The organism is Anaerocolumna sp. MB42-C2 (assembly GCF_030913705.1).
In the GTDB taxonomy this organism is placed as follows: Bacteria; Bacillota; Clostridia; order Lachnospirales; family Lachnospiraceae; genus Anaerocolumna.
Map to the genome: position 1 here is coordinate 553,085 of NZ_CP133190.1, position 18,402 is coordinate 571,486.

Genomic DNA, 18,402 nt, shown 5'->3' on the forward strand with positions numbered 1-18,402 from the left:
GCAAGACCTCCAAAAATGCTATTTTTATTACTAATCTACCGTACCTTTCGTTGAAAGTACATCCGATATCCGGGCATCCTGTCCGACAGCTTCATCAAGTGCCCGAGCAAAACCTTTAAATGCAGCTTCTATAATATGATGATTGTTTGAACCATGAAGCAATTTTAGATGCAGATTCATTCCCGCAGCATAACTTACCGCATAAAAAAATTCTTTTACTAATTCCGTATCCATATAACCCACACGGTCTATGGTTAATGGTACATCATAAACCAGAAATGGTCTGCCTGATAAATCAATCGCACACATTACCAGTGAATCATCCATAGGAAGGATGGAATCGCCGTATCTTTTTATTCCTTTTTTATCTCCCAAAGCCGCTTTGATGGCCTGACCTAATACAATTCCTGTATCTTCCACAGTATGATGGGCATCTACATGCAAATCTCCCACAGTATTTAACTTTAAATCAAAAAAACCATGTCTGGCAAAGCTGTTTAGCATATGATCAAAAAAACCGATTCCTGTATCGATGTCTGATATTCCGGTTCCATCTAAATTAAGCTGTAATACAATACTGGTTTCATTTGTTTTTCTTTGAATTTCCGCTGTCCTTTCCATTTTTATCCCTCCTTTTTAAGATTCAAACCGAACGGATATAGAATTAGCATGGGCCGTCAAACCTTCTGCTTTAGCAAATCTGACAATATCCGGGTAGATTGGTTTAAGTGCCTCTTTAGAATAAGAAATAATGCTGGATTTTTTGATAAAGTCATCCACACTAAGGGGCGAGAAAAATTTAGCAGTGCCATTGGTCGGTAAAACATGGTTAGGTCCTGCAAAATAATCTCCTAAGGGTTCACTGCTGTATTCTCCTAAGAAAATAGCACCGGCATTATGAATTTTGGTCATAATTAAAAACGGATCTCTGGTTATTATCTCCAAATGCTCGGAAGCTATATCGTTAGCCGTTTCAATTGCATCCTCCATAGAATCAGCTAATAAAATATAGCCATAATTATCTAACGATTTCTGGATGATATCTCTTCTTGATAATTGTTCCGTGAATTTAGCAACTTCAACAGATACCTGTTCTGCGATTTCTTTGCTGGTGGTGATCAATATGGCAGAAGCTAGTTCATCATGTTCAGCCTGAGACAAAAGATCGGCAGCGACATATCTTGGATTTGCTGTTTCATCAGCGATTACTAAAATTTCACTGGGACCGGCTATAGAATCTATGCTTACATGTCCATAAACTGCCTTTTTAGCTAATGCAACGTATATATTGCCTGGTCCGACAATTTTATCTACTTTTTTAATACTTTCCGTCCCATGGGCCAAAGCTGCTATTGCCTGTGCTCCACCCACTTTATATATTTCCGTAACCCCTGCTTCCCTGGCAGCGACTAAAGTTCCACAATATACCTTGCCGTCTTTATCCGGAGGTGTTACCATAGCAATTCTCTTAACGCCGGCTACTTTGGCAGGTATGACATTCATTAATACGGAAGAGGGATAGGCAGCCTTTCCGCCCGGAACATAAACACCCACAGATCCGATCGCAGTTACCTTCTGTCCTAAAATAATACCATTAGGCTCACTGTCAAACCAGCTGTATTGTTTTTGTTTTGCATGATATGTTTCTATGTTAAAAGCGGCTTTACGGATTACCTCCAAAACGGATGGATCAATTAAAGAGTATGCTTCCTTAATTTCTTCCTCAGTAACACGAATATTCCCTTCATTTAGATCTGCTTTGTCAAATTGTTTCGTATAGTAGAATAATGCCTGGTCTTTTTTGGATTTAACCTCTTCAATAATTTCACTTACTGTTTTCGCATAGTTTTCATATTGACTGGGACTTCTTTTTAGTAAATTCTCCAGAATACCTTTTTTAGATTCTGAATCCAACTTAATTATCTTCATGCACTTAAACCTCCTTGGTACTTAATAGGACTTCCTTTAAATCGTTTATTAATTTGGTTATCCTTTCATGTTCCATCTTCATACTTACCTGGTTCACTACCATACGTGCGGAAAGCTGGCATATTTCTTCCAATACTTCCAATCCGTTCTCCTTAAGTGTAGAGCCAGTCTCAACGATATCAACAATAACTTCAGACAAGCCGACAATTGGGGCTAATTCGATGGAACCATTTAATTTAATGATTTCGACCGTCTGATGTTTTTTATTATAAAAATAATCCTTAGCTATATTGGGGTATTTCGTTGCAACACGGATCAGTTCACCATGCCTTAATAATTCACCGGCTTCTTTCGGGCCTGCCACACACATTCTGCATTTACCAAGTCCTAAGTCAATTACCTCATATAACTTACGGCCTTCTTCCAGTATAGTATCCCTGCCGACCACACCGATATCAGCAGCCCCATATTCTACATAGGTAGGTACATCGTTGGCTTTTGCAAGAAAAATTTTAATTTTAAGCTCTTCATTAACAAAAATTAATTTCCGGGAATGGGGATCTTTCATTTCTTCACATGTAATTCCAATTTCTTCCAATATCTCAAGGGTCTTTTTTGCTAATCTGCCCTTAGCCAAAGCAAATGTTAAATATCTCATAAAACCTCCTTCTCTAAAACCTACCTCATAAAATCCTGAATATTTGCCTCCTGTACTTCACCGCTTTCCGAATTAATTACTTTAATCAGTTCCGCAGATTCGTAATACAGAATACCTCCATTTCCGTTACGTTTTGAATATGCTATATATTCTTCCAAGAGTGTATTCTCTTTTACACGTAATAATTCTATATTCATTCCCTGGTTTCTGAAATGATTCGCCAAAACGATGGCATTCTCTAAAAGGTTATGTTTATATAAAATCAAGGTATTTTCTGTTTCCGGTTTTATGTCAATCTTTTGTCTGGACAAAGCAAGCATAAGCTGGTCGACCATAATGGCTAATCCAATTGCAGGTGCATCTTTACCAAACTGCCCCACCAGATTATCATATCGTCCTCCGTTTGCAATGGTATCACCGGTTCCGTAAGTATAAGCCCGGAAGATAATTCCTGTATAGTAATTATATTTACTTAACATACCAAGATCAAAAGTAATATACTTCTCAAGACCATAAGCCGTTAAAATAGTATATAATTGTTCCAGACGTTCAATCGCATTTAATGCTCTATAATTCGTTGTTAATGACTTAGCACTAATTAGTTTATCTATTGTTCCAAATAATTCGGGCAAAGTAAGAAATACATTTTTTAATTCATCACTGATGTCTTTGCTGGAAATTAATTCTTCAACTCCAAACATATTTTTCTTTTCAATTAATATTCGCAGCTGATACTCTTCTTCTTCATCAAACCCGGCCTCTTCCACTAAACCGCGGAAAAAGTCTGCTTCTCCGATTTCAACCTGAAACTCGTTAAGGCCGGCTTCCAATAAGCATTCTATCGTTAAGGCCAGCATCTCAGCATCGGCATCCGTGGAACTGTCATTGATTAATTCTGCACCTAACTGGGTAGATTCCTTTAATTTCCCCTGATAACTGTTGTTGTTGATAAAGGTGCTGCCTATATAGGATAACCGTATGGGAAAAGACTCTTCTTTATAATATTTTGCAGCACATCTTGCTATTGATGGGGTAATATCCGGTCTAAGCACTAAAGTATTACCATCTCTGTCAAAAAATTTATACATATCTTTTGCAGCAACCGTACCACGTTCTTTACTGAATATATCAAAAAATTCAAAAGTTGGTGTCTGTATATCCTTAAAACCATGGAGTTTCATAACATGATGCAGACGGTTTTGTAATTGTAATTTTCTCTCGCATTCTGCATTATAGATATCCCTTACCCCTTCCGGCGTATGTAGTAATTTTTCTATCATAGTTTCCTCCAAGCTTTCATAAATATGCTTCTGTTTCATGGTGCTTTCATTTGATTTGCTTCATTGTGGTAACGTGATAATTCACTACCACGATAATGTTAACTATTATAGTACAATCATTTCATTAAGTCAACCGTCTGAATCTTTTTTGTAAGTCTTATTCTGTCTGATTTTATCCTGTCTGATTTTTTTTATAAGTCTCATCTGATATATCTTAAATAAAAGCCTTATCATATTTATAACCGTCCTGGCTTATTACATATATCTAATCTGTTGTTATAATTCAAACTTAATTAGACCGTAACGCCCTAATTCGTTATTTTACTGGTCCGGCTCTCTGCACTCTATATCTTTAGCGATATTCTCAAGATAATGTATAAATAAATTATTTTTACATGGTATTTCATTTTCCAAATCTAATTCCTCAAAACGAAAGCTCTTTCTTCCGCCGGTTTGAGCTCGATCCCAAAACCAGGACAATTGTTTGAACGGAAGATAATAATAAAAATTTCTCTTGGAATAATAAATCAACAGGAAAGCAATTCCTCCCTGTTCTTCAAAATCCCTCATAAAGTTGACCTGATGTTCATGTACATTCTGCAGTGCAAAGGTATCGGCCGCGCATTCTTTCGCGTCAAAGCATACCGGTACTCCCTGGACAACACCAATATAATCTACCGTACTTTTCTCTTCAAAATAAGCAAGTGTAATATGTCTATTCTCTTTATCAATATTGGTTGGTGTAATTGGTGTAGGAATCTTCTGTATCAGCGCCAGTTTTTTTTCCCGGTATCTCGCATTAGTCATATTAATTAATTCTTCCAGTGCAGAACCTCTAAGGCCTCTGGAATTCCATGAAGGCATATGCTTTCTCCTTTACTGTGCTACAATAATGTGTTCTGTATATTTTGAAAATAGTCCGGCACCTTAGCGATCAATTCTTTTCCTGACAAATCCTCAAATTCACTGTACATTTGCGGAAATATAAGCTGATAAGCATGTAATAACTGATGTTCTAATCCAAACTCTTTTCTTAATTCGGCATTAAGCATCTTATTTCCATATTTACCGTCTCCTGCTATAGGATGTCCTATACTGCTAAGGTGTGCACGTATCTGATGTGTCTTACCGGTAATCAGCTTGACCTTTAATAAGGTATATTTATCATTGTACCTAATCGGCTGGTATTCGGTCTGAATCGGCTCACTTCCCTGCAAATACATATCTGTTATTGATACTTTATTTGTTTTCTCATCTTTTTTTAAATATCCGGTTATTTTCTGAAATTCTTTAATCGTACCTTTCACGATACATAGATAAAATTTATCCAAAGTCCTTTCCCTAAACAACTCCGACATAGTCTGTAAACCCTGCAGCGTTTTGCCTGCCACTACCAATCCGCTGGTATTTCTGTCTAACCGATTGCAGACTCCTGGTTTAAAAGTTTGAAGTTCTTCTATATTAATCTCACCTTTTGATAGTAGGTAGGAAATTATATGCTCCACTAAAGATACGTCATCTTTAACTGCTTTTTGAGATAATAATCCGGCTGGTTTATTAACTACAAGGATATTGGAATCCTCATAAACAACTGTAAAATCATATTCTACAATCGTAGTGCGGAATGATTCGCTGAAATTTTCTATCGTTTCCTCAGATAAAAAAAGCTTAATTTCATCATTGAGCTGTGTTTTCTCAGAACCGTCCGCTTTTTTCCCGTTTAGAGTAATATTTTTCTTACGGAGCATTTTATAAATGAAACTTTTCGGCGCTTTATTTAATTGTTTTAAAAGAAGCTTATCCAGGCGCTGACCAGCTTCATTTTTGTCCACTGTTATTATTTTCATGTTTTTCTTCGTTTCCTGTTAAATATATTTAAATGAATATATTTACATATTGTTATTCTAAAAAAAAGAATCTGTCAAAACAGTTCTATGAAAGATTCAATATAATAATCTGCAAGCTCCTGTTTCTTATGGTTATCTTCCCTGGTAAAATGATCATAGACTGCACAAACTTTCATACCGGCATTTTTACCGGCCATAATTCCCTGTATAACATCCTCAAAAACCAGGCATTTATCCGCAGATACCTTTAAATCATTAGCAACTAACAGATAAATATCAGGTGCCGGTTTCCCCTTTTCTACCTCACAGGAAGTACGGATTGATGAAAAATATTCTTTCACATTTAATTTGTCAATTACTAAATCAACCAGTTCCCTTGAATTACTGGTTGCTATCCCCGCTTTGATCTGATTGTCCCTTAAGAATTGCAGCAGCTTAAAAGCCCCTGTTTTTAATGGAACCTGTGTCATATATTTTTCCCACGCCATCTGATTCCATTCTGTCTTTATTTCTTCAATGGTTAACTTCAAAGCAAAACGTGTTTTAAAATATATTGCCGTTTCCGAAAAACTCATTCCTTCTATTTCACTCTGCAGATTATCAGGAAATTCTATCCCGTATTTACTCAAAAACTCAATATCAATATCACGCCACATCCACATAGAATCAACCAAAGTTCCATCCAGATCAAATATCACAGCGTTAATATCTTGAAACATTCCATCCATTTTTTATACCCATTCCCTATCTCAGACAAGTCTGGGATAGAGAAATTTCTTTCCTGCTTATTCATTTCCTTTTAATTTATTTAATTCATATTCGGTAAGCTTACGATACTCTCCCGGTGCCAGAGATTCGTCCAAATATAATTCCCCCATACTTAATCTTTTTAAATAGAGAACCTCTTTAGAAACTGCCTCAAACATTCTCTTTACCTGGTGGAATTTCCCCTCATAAATAGTTACTTTAATATCTGAGATATCACCGGCTTCCAATATATCAAGCCGCGCCGGAAGCGTAATAAAATCTTCATCTAATTGTATACCCGACCTAAATGTTTCTACATCTTCCTTAGTTACCATACCTTTTATTCGTGCATAATATACTTTGGGAACATGTTTTTTGGGAGAAAGTAAACGGTGTGCCAAATCACCGTCATTAGTTATTAATAATAACCCCTCCGTATCTTTATCCAGCCGGCCTACCGGAAATAAATCTTTATTCCTGCCGCTTTTAATTAATTCTACAACTGTCTCACAATGGTTATCCACCGTTGCAGATACCACACCGGCAGGTTTATTCAGCATATAATATTCAACCGTTTCGTATACAATAGGTTCATTATCAAAATATACTTCTGAACTTATGGTGTTAATCTTGATATCCGGCTCTTTTACAATAATTCCGTTTATCTTTACTCTTCCCTTTCTGATATAAGTCTTGACTTCGCTTCTGGTGCCAATACCCATATCAGCAAGATACTTATCTAATCGGACTGGTGTACTCATACCCGCCATCCTCTCTTATTTAATTCATTTTCAGGTAATTACAAAACTTGCCCTTAGGGCAACTGAAGCTATGAAATTTGTATCAATTGTATGGCAGATTCTAAAAACTATATAGTTTCACAATTGCCTATAAATTTATATTACATCCATCGCCAACCTGGAAGATATTTATTCTTTAAGACATTATTGGTTAACTTTCCCCAACCCAGAGGATATCCATCAACATTTATCAGGTTCCAGCTTTCCTGATATTCACCTGTAACCGTTATCGTTTCACATTTTAGATATTTTATTACATCCGGATTGTCTGCCGTGAAATTAATGCTTTTCGGATAATCCCAGCTTTTTAAGGCACAGGCTAAAGCCTGGCTCGGTTCAAACCGGTTCTTTTTCATTTCACCGAGGAATAATCCAGGTCTTAATATGCGTAGACCCTTAATACTTGGAATATCTTCAGGTAACAGATATATTTTATCTTCTCTTAAACTCAGGTTTTTATAATCTATGGTCAGCCCTAGTTGATTTAAGAATTCCACCGCCTCCCCGGATAAACTTACTTTATCCTTATTCTCTCCATAAGAACCTGTCACTGTACCATCCGATGCTTTCTCCAACAAGGTTATAAAATGCCCTTCTCCATGTATTCGGTGAGGCCATAACCGAATACAGTTTGATAACTCCTCCGGTCCCTCCACCCATTCCGGCCTACCAAAAGAAAACCCCTCATATGAAACATCATTTGCATATTCGTCCTTTAACGGATTTAATATATGAAAATCCGGATATTGCTCCAGTAAGAATTTAATGGTACCCTCATTCTCTTCCGGTGAAAAGGTACAGGTAGAATAGAGTATTTTGCCTCCTGGTTTTAACATTCTGGCAGCGCTTAATATAATCTCTTTTTGCAGCTTATTATAATAATCCACACCATACTGTTCCCAGTTTTTCATAATGGAGGGTGTTTTTCGAAACATTCCCTCGCCTGAGCAGGGCGCATCTACTAAGATCTTATCAAAATATCCCTCAAAATAATTTACTAATTTTGCCGGAGCTTCACTCACCACAATCGCATTCTTAACGCCAAACAGTTCTATGTTTTTTAACAGTGCTTTTGCTCTGGAATTACTGATATCATTTGCAACCAGTACTCCCTCTCCTTTAAGCTTTGCTGCTAATTCCGTACTTTTTCCGCCTGGAGCGGCACATAAATCCAAGACTTTATCTCCAGGTTTAACCGGGAGTAAATTAGCAGGCGTCATTGCGCTGGGTTCCTGTATATAATATAAACCGGCATAATAATACGGATGCCTTGCCGGCTGTTCTTTTCCAATATAATAATAGCCATTTTCAATCCATGGAATTCTTTTGATCTCAAAAGGACAAATTTTTTCAAATTCTTCCGGTGTTATTTTTAAAGTATTGATCCTTAATCCACTGTAATGTTTCTCTTCAAAGCATTTTATATAATCTTCATATTCTTCCCCTAACAACTCCCTCATCCGGTTCTCAAAAAGCTTTGGTAATGTCATCTGTTTCTCCTTAAACTGTACTTTTCTTATCTTAGGCTTTGTGCCCGATATCCCTCCGATATAATATCCAATTCTTTGTTAAAACGTTCTAACTGTTCCAAATCGCCGGATTCGTAAATTTGGAAGAACTCATCCTGTATCTTAACAACTTCTCTTTTATTTGCCACTTTATATAGATTCTGAATGTTGGTCAATATATCTGCAACCATATTGGCCTTAATTTTAAAAGAATTTTGGGCATCCATGATTTCATCCCGGACAGAAGACATCTCCTGGTCTAATACAATAACAGCATCTGCTGCTTTGGAAAGCCTGTCCCGGATATGCTCCGGCATATTCTGCTTATATTTATATTGCAGGGAATGCTCTATCGTAGACCAGAAATTCATAGCCAATGTACGTATCTGTATTTCTGCCTGTAATTCTTTGGTCCCTTTAAGCGTCTGAACGGTATAATAAATTATAATATGATAACTTCGATAACCGCTTGGTTTCATCTTTGTAATATAATCCTTTTCACTTTTGATTCTCATATCGGTTCTTTTCTTAATTATCTCCACTACTTTCTGGATATCTTCAACGAACTGGCAGATAATACGGATTCCTGCAATATCTTCCACCTTTTCTTCCATATCCTCTAAAGGTATCTGCTTTTTTTGTGCTTTCTCCAATATACTGGAAATAGTTTTAACACGGCCGTTAACCTGTTCAATAGGGGAATAATCTCCCATCTTCCGATATTCTTCAATAATATGGTTAAATTTTACAACTAATTCATCTACCGCTAAAAAATATGGATCCAGTATTTCCCTCCATAATTGTATTTCCATCTAACCTCACTCCTTGTCCCCCATAAAATTAATACTTATCATAAACCAAAACTCCTATTTATGACTCTTGTTATAATTGGAATTTACTAGTAATCAGGCAATTCCTCATTCCGCTACATTATAACATAAACCCATTTGTTTGTGGAAAATATTTTATATTTACGACGATTTCAATGGAAGATTGTATCTGTCCCACCGGTTATTTTTTTTGACTTTTGTTTATGGAATCTAAATAAAGCAGAACAGAATAGGGATTCACGCTTAATTCTCCAAAATCCGTTTCAACATAAATTCCCACATGCAAATGAACATCAAATTTACCGACGGTTCCTTCTGTCCCATATCCGCTGTCTCCCATGTATCCTAAGAAGTCTCCTGCTTTTATACTGTCACCGATTTTTAGACCAGGCGCATACGACTCTAAATGTGCATAATAATAATAAGCACCATATGTACCGCGGATTCCGATTCGATAACCTCCCTTCTCCAGCCATCCCAGCTTTTCTACGGTTCCGTCCGTCATACTGACAATCGGATATACTCCTCTTATATTTTCCTTAGACATAATATCTGTACCCTCATGCCTTCTGCTGCCACCGTAACTTCGGTAGGCATTCCAGGTATCGATAAAATTAACATTTAAATCTCCGTCAGAATCAGGAATTACAGGGAAACATATGATATCGGAAAGTATGGCTTTATAATATGCTTTCAATTCCATAAAGCTTTTACTTTGAAATAACCTGCTTATTAGAAAATCACTGTTACTCTTACCAATTTTTCTGGTATTATTTAAATTATATCTGTTTAGCAACATGTCTAAGGTTATATAATCCATCGTATCATATTTCTGTGATTTATTATTTTCATATTTATTATTTTTTTGATATTTTTCACTTTTTTCATTTGTTTCTAATTCCTTATCCAATTTTCGTTTTATATCTTTTATCATTTTTGCCGGTATTAACATCTCGCGGAAAGAATCATAATCAATTCCCTCTTCCTTTACCTGTTGAACTACAATATTTAATTCAATCCGGTTTAAGGTAATTCCCACGATACATGTGCTTATGATAAATAACAGAATATAAAATCGAAGCTGCCCTCCGGTAATGAAACTATCACCCTTGTTATATCTATTAAAAGCATAAGGAATAGACTTTCTATACTTATATTGGGTTTTTCTTCTTATATAACGATTCTGTAATCTCCTGTTATTATAGATTTTTTTGCTCGTAAACATAATTATCTCCGGAAATAGTCTGGACGTCCTTATTATTATATGTTTACACAAAAAAGATATGCTAAAAACACAGTACGAAAAGGGCAATTGTAAGATTCTTATTGTATAAACCTGTTGTTACCAAGTCTTTATAATAAAAATTTACATCGCCCTTATTAATAGTAAGCCGGTAAAAGCCATTATTTATTTGAAATGTATTTCTTTCCAAAAATGAATTCATGTAATATCTTAACATTCTCCTGAAGGTCCGGAATTAAAACGGACATTTTACGTACATACCCCTCATCAAAAGTATGATCGGCAGGAAGTCTTAAATTTTGTATTTCTGTTAACCCCAATGACATGGCCGTTCTTAAATAGGTTTCAAAATCATCTTGTTTAATATCAGTCGTAATCAGGGGCAATATATCATTCATTAATAGTACCAGTTCCGGCATACTTTTAGATTTGTATTGATCAAAGATGGCATTTAATACAATTCTTTGTCTGGATGTTCTTCCAAAGTCATTAATTTGATCATCTCCTGTTGCTACATAACGAACTCTGCAATAGCCCAATGCCTGATTTCCATTTAAAACCTGGGAACCGCCCACGACATTTCTGAATTCCGGTTTTGAGATATAATTTGTCGTATTTAAATAATTTGCTTCCTCATCCGTTAATGTGATTTTAACCCCGCCAAGTTTATTGATAACATTTTCGAAATCATCAAAACCAACTAAAACATAACCATCTAGTTTAACATCAAAATTCAACTCTATTGTTTTATAAAGTAAAGGGATTCCCCCAATCTCATAGGCTGCATTTAATTTATTATCTTTATTATCCGGTATCTGTACCAGCATATCTCTCATTAATGAAGTTAATTTAAAGGATTTATCTATTGTATTCATAGTAGCAATCATCATTATATCCGTTCGACCCCGACCATTGCCGGAATCTATCGCTTCTTCTCCTAATAACAAAATGTTGGTTATCCCCTCTTCTATTCTGGCACTTTCGTCTGTTGTATTGGTATCCCATTGCACCGGAGTTTCCGTAGGTTTGACCGGTAATTCTGTTGAATCTTCTTCCACATCATCAACCACTTCCTGGGCAACTACATTTAGACCATCATCATAATTCATTTTACCATAAGCATAATTTGCAGCAGTCTGCCACAAAAAATTTCTGCCTAAAGGAGTCAAAAATAAAAATACAAAAATAAATAAAAGAGTCCCAACACCTGCAAGTGTATATTTCATCTTAGATGGCTTACCCTTTTTTCCTCCTTTTTGATCCATCTTGCTTTGTATTTCCATTTCAGTTAAAACTTGTCTGCCTAATGATTTATTTAAATTATCAAATATCTCTTCATCATTATTAATAACGATTTCTTTCTCTATAGGTTCTTCTGCCATTAGCTCCTCAATAAACTGCATATAATCAAATTCTTCTTCGGATAACTTGTCTGTTTTACCTTTATCGAATGTGGATTCCTCAGATACATCTGGGTTATTTTGGTTCTGCTTCTTCATATAATAACTCCTGCATATTTTTATTCGCAATTTATTTTCCAAATACTGGTATGGAATATTATAGCATGGTTCCCACAGAATGTAAAATTGTTTTTAAGCAAATGTAAATTATTCTATTACGGTGCTACTGTTCACTCCCCTGCAAAAAGCAGCTGTTCCGCGAACAATAACACGCTTCGCGATGCACACAAAACGAGGAGGCAGCGTTCCTACGCTGCAATTCTCCGGTTTTCTGTGACAATACGTCACAAAAAACACGTCGCGTTGTTACCTGTAAACAGTAACATTACAGTACTATAAAAACTCCCTTATTATTAGAGTTAACTATATTAATCTCTAATAATAAGGGAGTTTTTATTAACTTTAGGAAATTATCTACAGCGCAATATAGTTCTATCAACTTTTCTCCAATATATCTATTCCGAAATAATATTACCCTCTTCATCAAAATGAATACCGAAAGAGATATTCGTCATATACTTATAAAAATCATTTTTATCCGAATCGTTATCCAGTCCAATCGTTCGGGAATTTTCAGCTTTCCCTGGAAGTAATCGAATTTTTGCTTCATTTTGTTCATTCAGACTTACTTTCAGGAGGGCTGTTTGCTTTATAGAACTATAGAATATGAAATTGCCTAAACTATATATGATTGGTTTGCCGTTGTAATATTCAATTCCCTGTAATACATGGGGATGACTTCCAATAATCAAATCAGCTCCCGCATCTATGTATTGTTTAGCCAGATTACGCTGGTATTCTTCCGGTGAATCGTGCCTTTCTTTTCCCCAATGAACATAAACTACTACAAAATCACTTTGCGATTTGGCAGTTTTAATATCTTCAAGAAGAAACGCCGGATCATAGGTGGTTAACATACCTGGCTTAGTTTTATAAGCATTCCATTCAGGCTTTGGAATAACTCTGGAAGCTGCCAGATATGCTATCTTTTTACCATAAACTTCAAAATAATTTATATTTCTGGCTTCGTCCAAGTTATTACCTGCACCGGCATATTTTATGCCGGCGCCTTTTAAGGTGTTAAAAGAATCGGTTAATCCCTCTATTCCAAAATCCATGGTATGATTATTTGCCAAGGCAACCACATCGATCTGCATATCCTTAAATACCTGTACATTTTGAGGATCTACACGAAAGGTATACTGTTTATCTTCTGCTTTTTTCCCTCTGTTGGTGAAAGCAAACTCCTGATTAACCATAGTGATATCAGCAGTATGAAATTCTTCCTGTAAATCGTTTGAAAGAATACCGCTTAACCCATTTTGCTCATACTGATTTAAAACATAATCAGATAAATAGATATCTCCGCAAAAAAGCAAGTTTATATCTTTCCATAGGTGTTTAGTTTCATCGGTTTGGTTACTGTTTGTATCTTCTATTGTTTCGGGCAAAACGGCAGAATCAGTCTCCCCATCCCGTGTGGAAGTATCTGCTGATGCTGATGTTTCGCTTAGATTTCCATCAGCCGAACTTTCTGGTTTACTGGCGGTTTGTAATTCATTATTCGTTTGCTCTTCTGTACGATTTAAATATCGGTTAAATTCTACAGTTATTACAACAGCCAGTAAGCCAAATGTAAATAGTATAAATGCCAATAGACGATACATCTTCTTTTTACTCATTATTATTTCAATCCTTCAATTGCTTTCTCCAGGTATTTATAAACACGAATCGCTGAAGAAATACTTAGACGTTCTTTTGGTGTATGAATATCAAACATATCAGGTCCCAGAGATACAATATCCACGCCTGGAATTTTTTCTGCAAAAAAGCTGCATTCCAATCCGGCATGAATCGCTTCCAATTCAGGTTCCCTGCCATATTGTTCTTTAAATACTTTAATTAAGTATTCTCTTAGTGGAGATTCTTTTTTATATTCCCAGGCAGGATACTGTGACCTTACATAAAATTCTCCCCCAAGGAACTGGGACATATAACCTAATTTATCACATAAATATTGCTTATAGCTATTTACAGAACTACGCACGGAGAAACAGAACATTGCTTTCTCTTCCTCAACACGAAAAACTCCTAAATTAACGGAACTTTCAACCAGCCCAGGAATATCTGTGCTCATTACCTGTACGCCATTTGGAGTATTTAACAGCATAAATAACATTTTTTCAAAAGAGGTCGGATGCAGGTATTTAAACTCACCCTCTCCTAAATCATTCATCTGTATCTCCAGATTAGGTTCACTGGATACTAATTCATTTTTATATTTTTTAACCAATTCCTCAAATCCTGATTGAAACTCTTCTAAATCCTCCGGCTTTAAAAACAGATTAGCCACTGCATCCCTGGGGATTGCATTATCTTTTAAACCACCCATCATGTCAATTAATCCGAAATGAACATAATTTCTTAATTCAAACAGCATTCTGCCCATTAGTTTGGTTGCATTCGTCCTGTTCTTATGAATTTCTGCACCGGAATGACCGCCTTGTAATTCACTGACTGCTATATTAATTTTGATACCTTTAGCAGAAATACGGTTCACAGGCAAATCACAGGTACCGGTAAGTCCTCCTGCCGAACTGGTCCATAAGGAACCCTCATTTTCTGAATCAACATTAAGTAGATACTTTCCTTTTAATACAGAAACATCAACTCCGATTGCTCCATCCATTCCGGTTTCCTCATCTGTGGTGAAAACCGCTTCAATTCTGGGGTGCTTTAAACCTGCATCATCTAACAGCGCCAAGGCATATGCAACGGCTATTCCATTATCTGCACCTAAAGTAGTACGGTCTGCATGAACATAATCCCCATCTACAAATAGTTCAATCCCTTGCGTCAGGAAATCATGTGTACAGTCGTTGGTTTTTTCACAGACCATATCCATATGTCCCTGTATAATAATGGCCGGAGCATTTTCATATCCAGGGGCTGCTTCCTTTATTATTACCACATTTTCAAATTCGTCCTGAACATATTCTAAATTCCGCTTCTTGGCAAAATCCGCCAAATAGTTACTGATTGCTGTATTATTCCTTGATCCTCTGGGAACAGCTGATATTTCACTGAAGAAATGAAATACATTTTTATAATCCAGTTCTTGTAATTGCTGATTCATAATGGTAACCCTTTATACCGCATACTTTTTTGCGGTACTGCCACAACATAGAATGTGAAATAAGCTTCACAGGTGAAAGAATTCCTTGTGGCATCCTTTCTATCCATATTTTCTTTCATTTATTGATATTAATTTTAATTACATAACATAAAGCTTTGCCCTTTAACAGAAGTTAAAGGCAATTTCCTATAAATTCTATTAACATAAAAATCATTAATTTTTAAAACTATGAATTGGAGCAGGGATTCTTCCGCCTCGGTTAATAAATGCATCACAGCTGAAAGAATTTACCGGCATAACAGGAGCATATCCTAATAAACCTCCGAATTCAACCATATCTCCAACCTTTTTACCGATAACCGGTATCAGACGAACTGCGGTTGTCTTCTGGTTCACCATACCGATAGCCATCTCATCCGCTATAATTCCGGATATAGTCGTAGCTTTCGTATCTCCCGGTATTGCTATCATATCCAATCCAACGGAACATACACAAGTCATAGCTTCCAGTTTCTCTAAGGTAAGCGCTCCTGCCTGTACCGCATCAATCATTCCCTGATCCTCACTAACCGGTATAAATGCACCGCTTAATCCTCCTACATAAGAAGATGCCATAACACCACCCTTTTTTACCTGGTCATTTAAAAGCGCTAATGCGGCAGTTGTACCCGGAGCACCTGCATGTTCCAAACCAATTTCTTGAAAAATTTCAGCGACACTGTCTCCGACTGCCGGAGTAGGTGCTAAAGATAAATCTATAATACCAAACGGAATATTTAATCTTCTGGAGGCTTCCTGGGCAACTAACTGTCCGACTCTGGTTATTTTAAACGCAGTTGTCTTAATTGTTTCACATAAAGTTCCGAAATCAGCACCTCTGACATTCTGTAAAGCCGTTTTTACAACACCCGGTCCGCTTACACCTACATTAATAATAGAATCTCCTTCCGTAATGCCGTGGAAAGCTCCTGCCATAAAGGGATTATCATCCGGCGCGTTACAGAATACAACCAGTTTGGCACATCCTAAGGAATCCCTATCTTTCGTCTGTTTCGCGGTTTCTAATATAATTTCACCTAATAGTTTTACCGCATCCATATCAATACCTGTTTTTGTAGATCCTACATTAACCGAACTGCATACTCTTTCCGTGATAGCTAATGCTTTCGGAATTGAATTAATTAAGTTCAGATCACTGGTTGTCATCCCTTTGGAAACCAGAGCAGAGTAACCCCCGATAAAATTAACGCCTACTTTCTTTGCCGCATCATCCAGAGTCTGAGCAATCGTAACATAATCGTCCGGGCTTTTACATGCTGCTGCCCCAACTAAAGAAATAGGAGTAACGGAGATCCTTTTATTTACAATAGGAATACCGAATTCTCTTTCAATCGCTTTACCGGTTGCCACCAAATCTTTAGCAACGGTAGTAATTTTTTCAAAGATTTTTCGATTTACTTCAGCTAAATTATTATCCGCACAATCCAATAGGCTTATTCCTAATGTAATCGTCCGGACATCCAGATTTTCCTGTTCTATCATTTTATTGGTTTCAATAACTTCATTTATATTTATCATAGCAATACCCATTGCATAACACATCTGCCAAAAGATGTGTCACTGCCACATAATAAAATGTGAAACAAATTTCACAGGTGAAAGAATCGATGTGGCATACCTTTCTTTTATTATATTTTCTTTCGTCGCAAGCGGTGATCCTAAATTATCGAATTATTTATAGACGATGCATTTTATTAAAGATGTCCTCATGCTGCGCTTTAATGATAACACCAATTTCTTCACCAATCTGCTCTAATTCTGTTGCAAGATCTTCAAAATTCTTCGGAGCATCATTGGCATCAACGATCATCATCATATTAAAATATCCCTGTACAATGGTTTGGGAAATATCTAAAATATTCACTTTATTATTCGCCAGATACGTACATACCTTTGCAATAATTCCCACACAGTCTTTTCCAACAACAGTAATAATTGTTTTTTTCATTTTTTATCCTCCATAAATCTATGATATTAATTATAATGACGATTAAAATATCGCCCTAATGTATCTATAAGGTTGACAGCATGTCGGAAACCACATCTCTTTTCGCAACACTTAATATGGATTCTAAACTTTTATCCTGGGTATACTGGTTTAATTCTACCCGAACTGTCTCATATGCTAACTCTTCATAGTTATTTTCCTTACTTAAGTGAGCTAAGGTGATATATTTTAATTTTTCATGAAATAACCTGCAAATTAACCTGGCGGAATTCTCGTTGGATAGATGTCCCCTGTCACCTAAAATTCTTTGTTTTAAGTAATAAGGATAACCACCTACCATCAACATATTCACATCATGATTTGCTTCTAATAGAAGGATTTCAGATTCAGTTAATTTTGATATAATGTAATCGTCATATTTTCCCAAATCCGTAGCCATACCGATTTTATGACCGTCTGCCTGAAAGGTATAGCAAACCGGATTCGAAGCATCATGAGAGGTTGAAAATGGCTCCACCATAATATCATTTATCTGGAAAGCTTCATCCGGTACCACATAATGCAGCAACTCATCCGAAATACGTCCGATACTATTCATTTTAAGTATGGAATTAATGGTTTCTGCAGTACCATAAATCGGAGTATTGTAACGCCTGGCAAGTACACCCAGACCTTGAATGTGGTCTGCATGCTCATGAGTTATTAATATTCCTTGTATATCCTGCGGCGAAACATCTATACTGTTTAAACCGTTTTCAATTTTTTTCCCGCTGATTCCCGCATCCACCAACAGTTTTGTATGTTCGCTGCCTACAAAGGTACAATTCCCACTGCTGCCGCTTGCTATACTGCATAAATTCATAAGTACCTCCCTGACTTGATTTCAATAAAATTATGTAACTTGAGATTCTTTGATGTGTTACTGCTTAATAAGTATGTTATACACTTTGTTACAT

17 protein-coding genes are annotated in these 18,402 nt (G+C 36.3%); all 17 read right to left on the minus strand.

Features of this window, described 5'->3' with window-relative positions; genetic code table 11:
* Positions 1 to 30 precede the first annotated feature (30 nt).
* The 17 genes from hisB to RBU59_RS02540 all read right to left on the minus strand — a co-directional run bounded on the left by hisB (position 31) and on the right by RBU59_RS02540 (position 18,308).
* Entirely contained in the window at positions 31 to 621 is a 591-nt protein-coding gene (gene hisB / locus RBU59_RS02460) for an imidazoleglycerol-phosphate dehydratase HisB (protein WP_308146300.1), read from the minus strand.
* Between the two features lie 15 nt (positions 622 to 636).
* A complete protein-coding gene (gene hisD / locus RBU59_RS02465) occupies positions 637 to 1,929 on the minus strand; it encodes a histidinol dehydrogenase (protein ID WP_308146301.1) in 1,293 nt (430 codons plus the stop codon).
* A 4-nt stretch (positions 1,930 to 1,933) separates the two neighbouring features.
* Positions 1,934 to 2,587: an ATP phosphoribosyltransferase gene (hisG, locus tag RBU59_RS02470; protein ID WP_308146302.1), complete on the minus strand. Its 654-nt coding sequence runs from the start codon at positions 2,585 to 2,587 to the stop codon at positions 1,934 to 1,936.
* Positions 2,588 to 2,607: 20 nt separating this feature from the next.
* Positions 2,608 to 3,867: an ATP phosphoribosyltransferase regulatory subunit gene (hisZ, locus tag RBU59_RS02475; RefSeq protein ID WP_308146303.1), complete on the minus strand. Its 1,260-nt coding sequence runs from the start codon at positions 3,865 to 3,867 to the stop codon at positions 2,608 to 2,610.
* Between the two features lie 321 nt (positions 3,868 to 4,188).
* On the minus strand, positions 4,189 to 4,731 hold the full coding sequence (locus tag RBU59_RS02480) for a Holliday junction resolvase RecU (protein WP_308146304.1): 543 nt from the start codon (positions 4,729 to 4,731) through the stop codon (positions 4,189 to 4,191).
* A gap of 20 nt (positions 4,732 to 4,751) precedes the next feature.
* Positions 4,752 to 5,714, minus strand: coding sequence for an RluA family pseudouridine synthase (locus RBU59_RS02485; protein ID WP_308146305.1), 963 nt, complete (start codon positions 5,712 to 5,714; stop codon positions 4,752 to 4,754).
* Between the two features lie 74 nt (positions 5,715 to 5,788).
* Positions 5,789 to 6,433 carry an HAD family hydrolase gene (locus RBU59_RS02490; protein WP_308148529.1) on the minus strand — a complete coding sequence of 215 codons (645 nt, stop codon included), beginning with the start codon at positions 6,431 to 6,433 and terminating at the stop codon, positions 5,789 to 5,791.
* A 66-nt stretch (positions 6,434 to 6,499) separates the two neighbouring features.
* Entirely contained in the window at positions 6,500 to 7,222 is a 723-nt protein-coding gene (locus RBU59_RS02495; protein WP_330698465.1) for a pseudouridine synthase, read from the minus strand.
* A 140-nt stretch (positions 7,223 to 7,362) separates the two neighbouring features.
* A complete protein-coding gene (locus RBU59_RS02500; protein WP_308146307.1) occupies positions 7,363 to 8,751 on the minus strand; it encodes an RsmB/NOP family class I SAM-dependent RNA methyltransferase in 1,389 nt (462 codons plus the stop codon).
* Positions 8,752 to 8,777: 26 nt separating this feature from the next.
* A complete protein-coding gene (locus tag RBU59_RS02505) occupies positions 8,778 to 9,581 on the minus strand; it encodes a GTP pyrophosphokinase (RefSeq protein WP_308146308.1) in 804 nt (267 codons plus the stop codon).
* Positions 9,582 to 9,780: 199 nt separating this feature from the next.
* Positions 9,781 to 10,824 carry a M23 family metallopeptidase gene (locus RBU59_RS02510; RefSeq protein ID WP_308146309.1) on the minus strand — a complete coding sequence of 348 codons (1,044 nt, stop codon included), beginning with the start codon at positions 10,822 to 10,824 and terminating at the stop codon, positions 9,781 to 9,783.
* A 179-nt stretch (positions 10,825 to 11,003) separates the two neighbouring features.
* Positions 11,004 to 12,341, minus strand: coding sequence for an LCP family protein (locus RBU59_RS02515; RefSeq protein WP_308146310.1), 1,338 nt, complete (start codon positions 12,339 to 12,341; stop codon positions 11,004 to 11,006).
* A gap of 416 nt (positions 12,342 to 12,757) precedes the next feature.
* On the minus strand, positions 12,758 to 13,984 hold the full coding sequence (locus RBU59_RS02520; protein WP_308146311.1) for a CapA family protein: 1,227 nt from the start codon (positions 13,982 to 13,984) through the stop codon (positions 12,758 to 12,760).
* Between the two features lie 2 nt (positions 13,985 to 13,986).
* Positions 13,987 to 15,438, minus strand: coding sequence for an aminoacyl-histidine dipeptidase (locus RBU59_RS02525; RefSeq protein ID WP_308146312.1), 1,452 nt, complete (start codon positions 15,436 to 15,438; stop codon positions 13,987 to 13,989).
* Between the two features lie 213 nt (positions 15,439 to 15,651).
* Positions 15,652 to 17,016 carry a PFL family protein gene (locus tag RBU59_RS02530; RefSeq protein ID WP_308146313.1) on the minus strand — a complete coding sequence of 455 codons (1,365 nt, stop codon included), beginning with the start codon at positions 17,014 to 17,016 and terminating at the stop codon, positions 15,652 to 15,654.
* Positions 17,017 to 17,173: 157 nt separating this feature from the next.
* Positions 17,174 to 17,446 carry an ACT domain-containing protein gene (locus tag RBU59_RS02535; RefSeq protein WP_161838938.1) on the minus strand — a complete coding sequence of 91 codons (273 nt, stop codon included), beginning with the start codon at positions 17,444 to 17,446 and terminating at the stop codon, positions 17,174 to 17,176.
* Between the two features lie 64 nt (positions 17,447 to 17,510).
* Positions 17,511 to 18,308, minus strand: a complete 798-nt coding sequence (locus RBU59_RS02540; protein WP_308146314.1) for an MBL fold metallo-hydrolase — start codon at positions 18,306 to 18,308, stop codon at positions 17,511 to 17,513.
* Positions 18,309 to 18,402: the final 94 nt, after the last annotated feature.

Coding starts and splice junctions, on each gene's coding strand:
- hisB (WP_308146300.1), bottom strand. CDS start 621: ATGGAAAGGACAGCGGAAATTCAAAGAAAAACAAATGAAACCAGTATT.
- hisD (WP_308146301.1), bottom strand. CDS start 1,929: ATGAAGATAATTAAGTTGGATTCAGAATCTAAAAAAGGTATTCTGGAG.
- hisG (WP_308146302.1), bottom strand. CDS start 2,587: ATGAGATATTTAACATTTGCTTTGGCTAAGGGCAGATTAGCAAAAAAG.
- hisZ (WP_308146303.1), bottom strand. CDS start 3,867: ATGATAGAAAAATTACTACATACGCCGGAAGGGGTAAGGGATATCTAT.
- RBU59_RS02480 (WP_308146304.1), bottom strand. CDS start 4,731: ATGCCTTCATGGAATTCCAGAGGCCTTAGAGGTTCTGCACTGGAAGAA.
- RBU59_RS02485 (WP_308146305.1), bottom strand. CDS start 5,714: ATGAAAATAATAACAGTGGACAAAAATGAAGCTGGTCAGCGCCTGGAT.
- RBU59_RS02490 (WP_308148529.1), bottom strand. CDS start 6,433: ATGTTTCAAGATATTAACGCTGTGATATTTGATCTGGATGGAACTTTG.
- RBU59_RS02495 (WP_330698465.1), bottom strand. CDS start 7,222: ATGAGTACACCAGTCCGATTAGATAAGTATCTTGCTGATATGGGTATT.
- RBU59_RS02500 (WP_308146307.1), bottom strand. CDS start 8,751: ATGACATTACCAAAGCTTTTTGAGAACCGGATGAGGGAGTTGTTAGGG.
- RBU59_RS02505 (WP_308146308.1), bottom strand. CDS start 9,581: ATGGAAATACAATTATGGAGGGAAATACTGGATCCATATTTTTTAGCG.
- RBU59_RS02510 (WP_308146309.1), bottom strand. CDS start 10,824: ATGTTTACGAGCAAAAAAATCTATAATAACAGGAGATTACAGAATCGT.
- RBU59_RS02515 (WP_308146310.1), bottom strand. CDS start 12,341: ATGAAGAAGCAGAACCAAAATAACCCAGATGTATCTGAGGAATCCACA.
- RBU59_RS02520 (WP_308146311.1), bottom strand. CDS start 13,984: ATGAGTAAAAAGAAGATGTATCGTCTATTGGCATTTATACTATTTACA.
- RBU59_RS02525 (WP_308146312.1), bottom strand. CDS start 15,438: ATGAATCAGCAATTACAAGAACTGGATTATAAAAATGTATTTCATTTC.
- RBU59_RS02530 (WP_308146313.1), bottom strand. CDS start 17,016: ATGATAAATATAAATGAAGTTATTGAAACCAATAAAATGATAGAACAG.
- RBU59_RS02535 (WP_161838938.1), bottom strand. CDS start 17,446: ATGAAAAAAACAATTATTACTGTTGTTGGAAAAGACTGTGTGGGAATT.
- RBU59_RS02540 (WP_308146314.1), bottom strand. CDS start 18,308: ATGAATTTATGCAGTATAGCAAGCGGCAGCAGTGGGAATTGTACCTTT.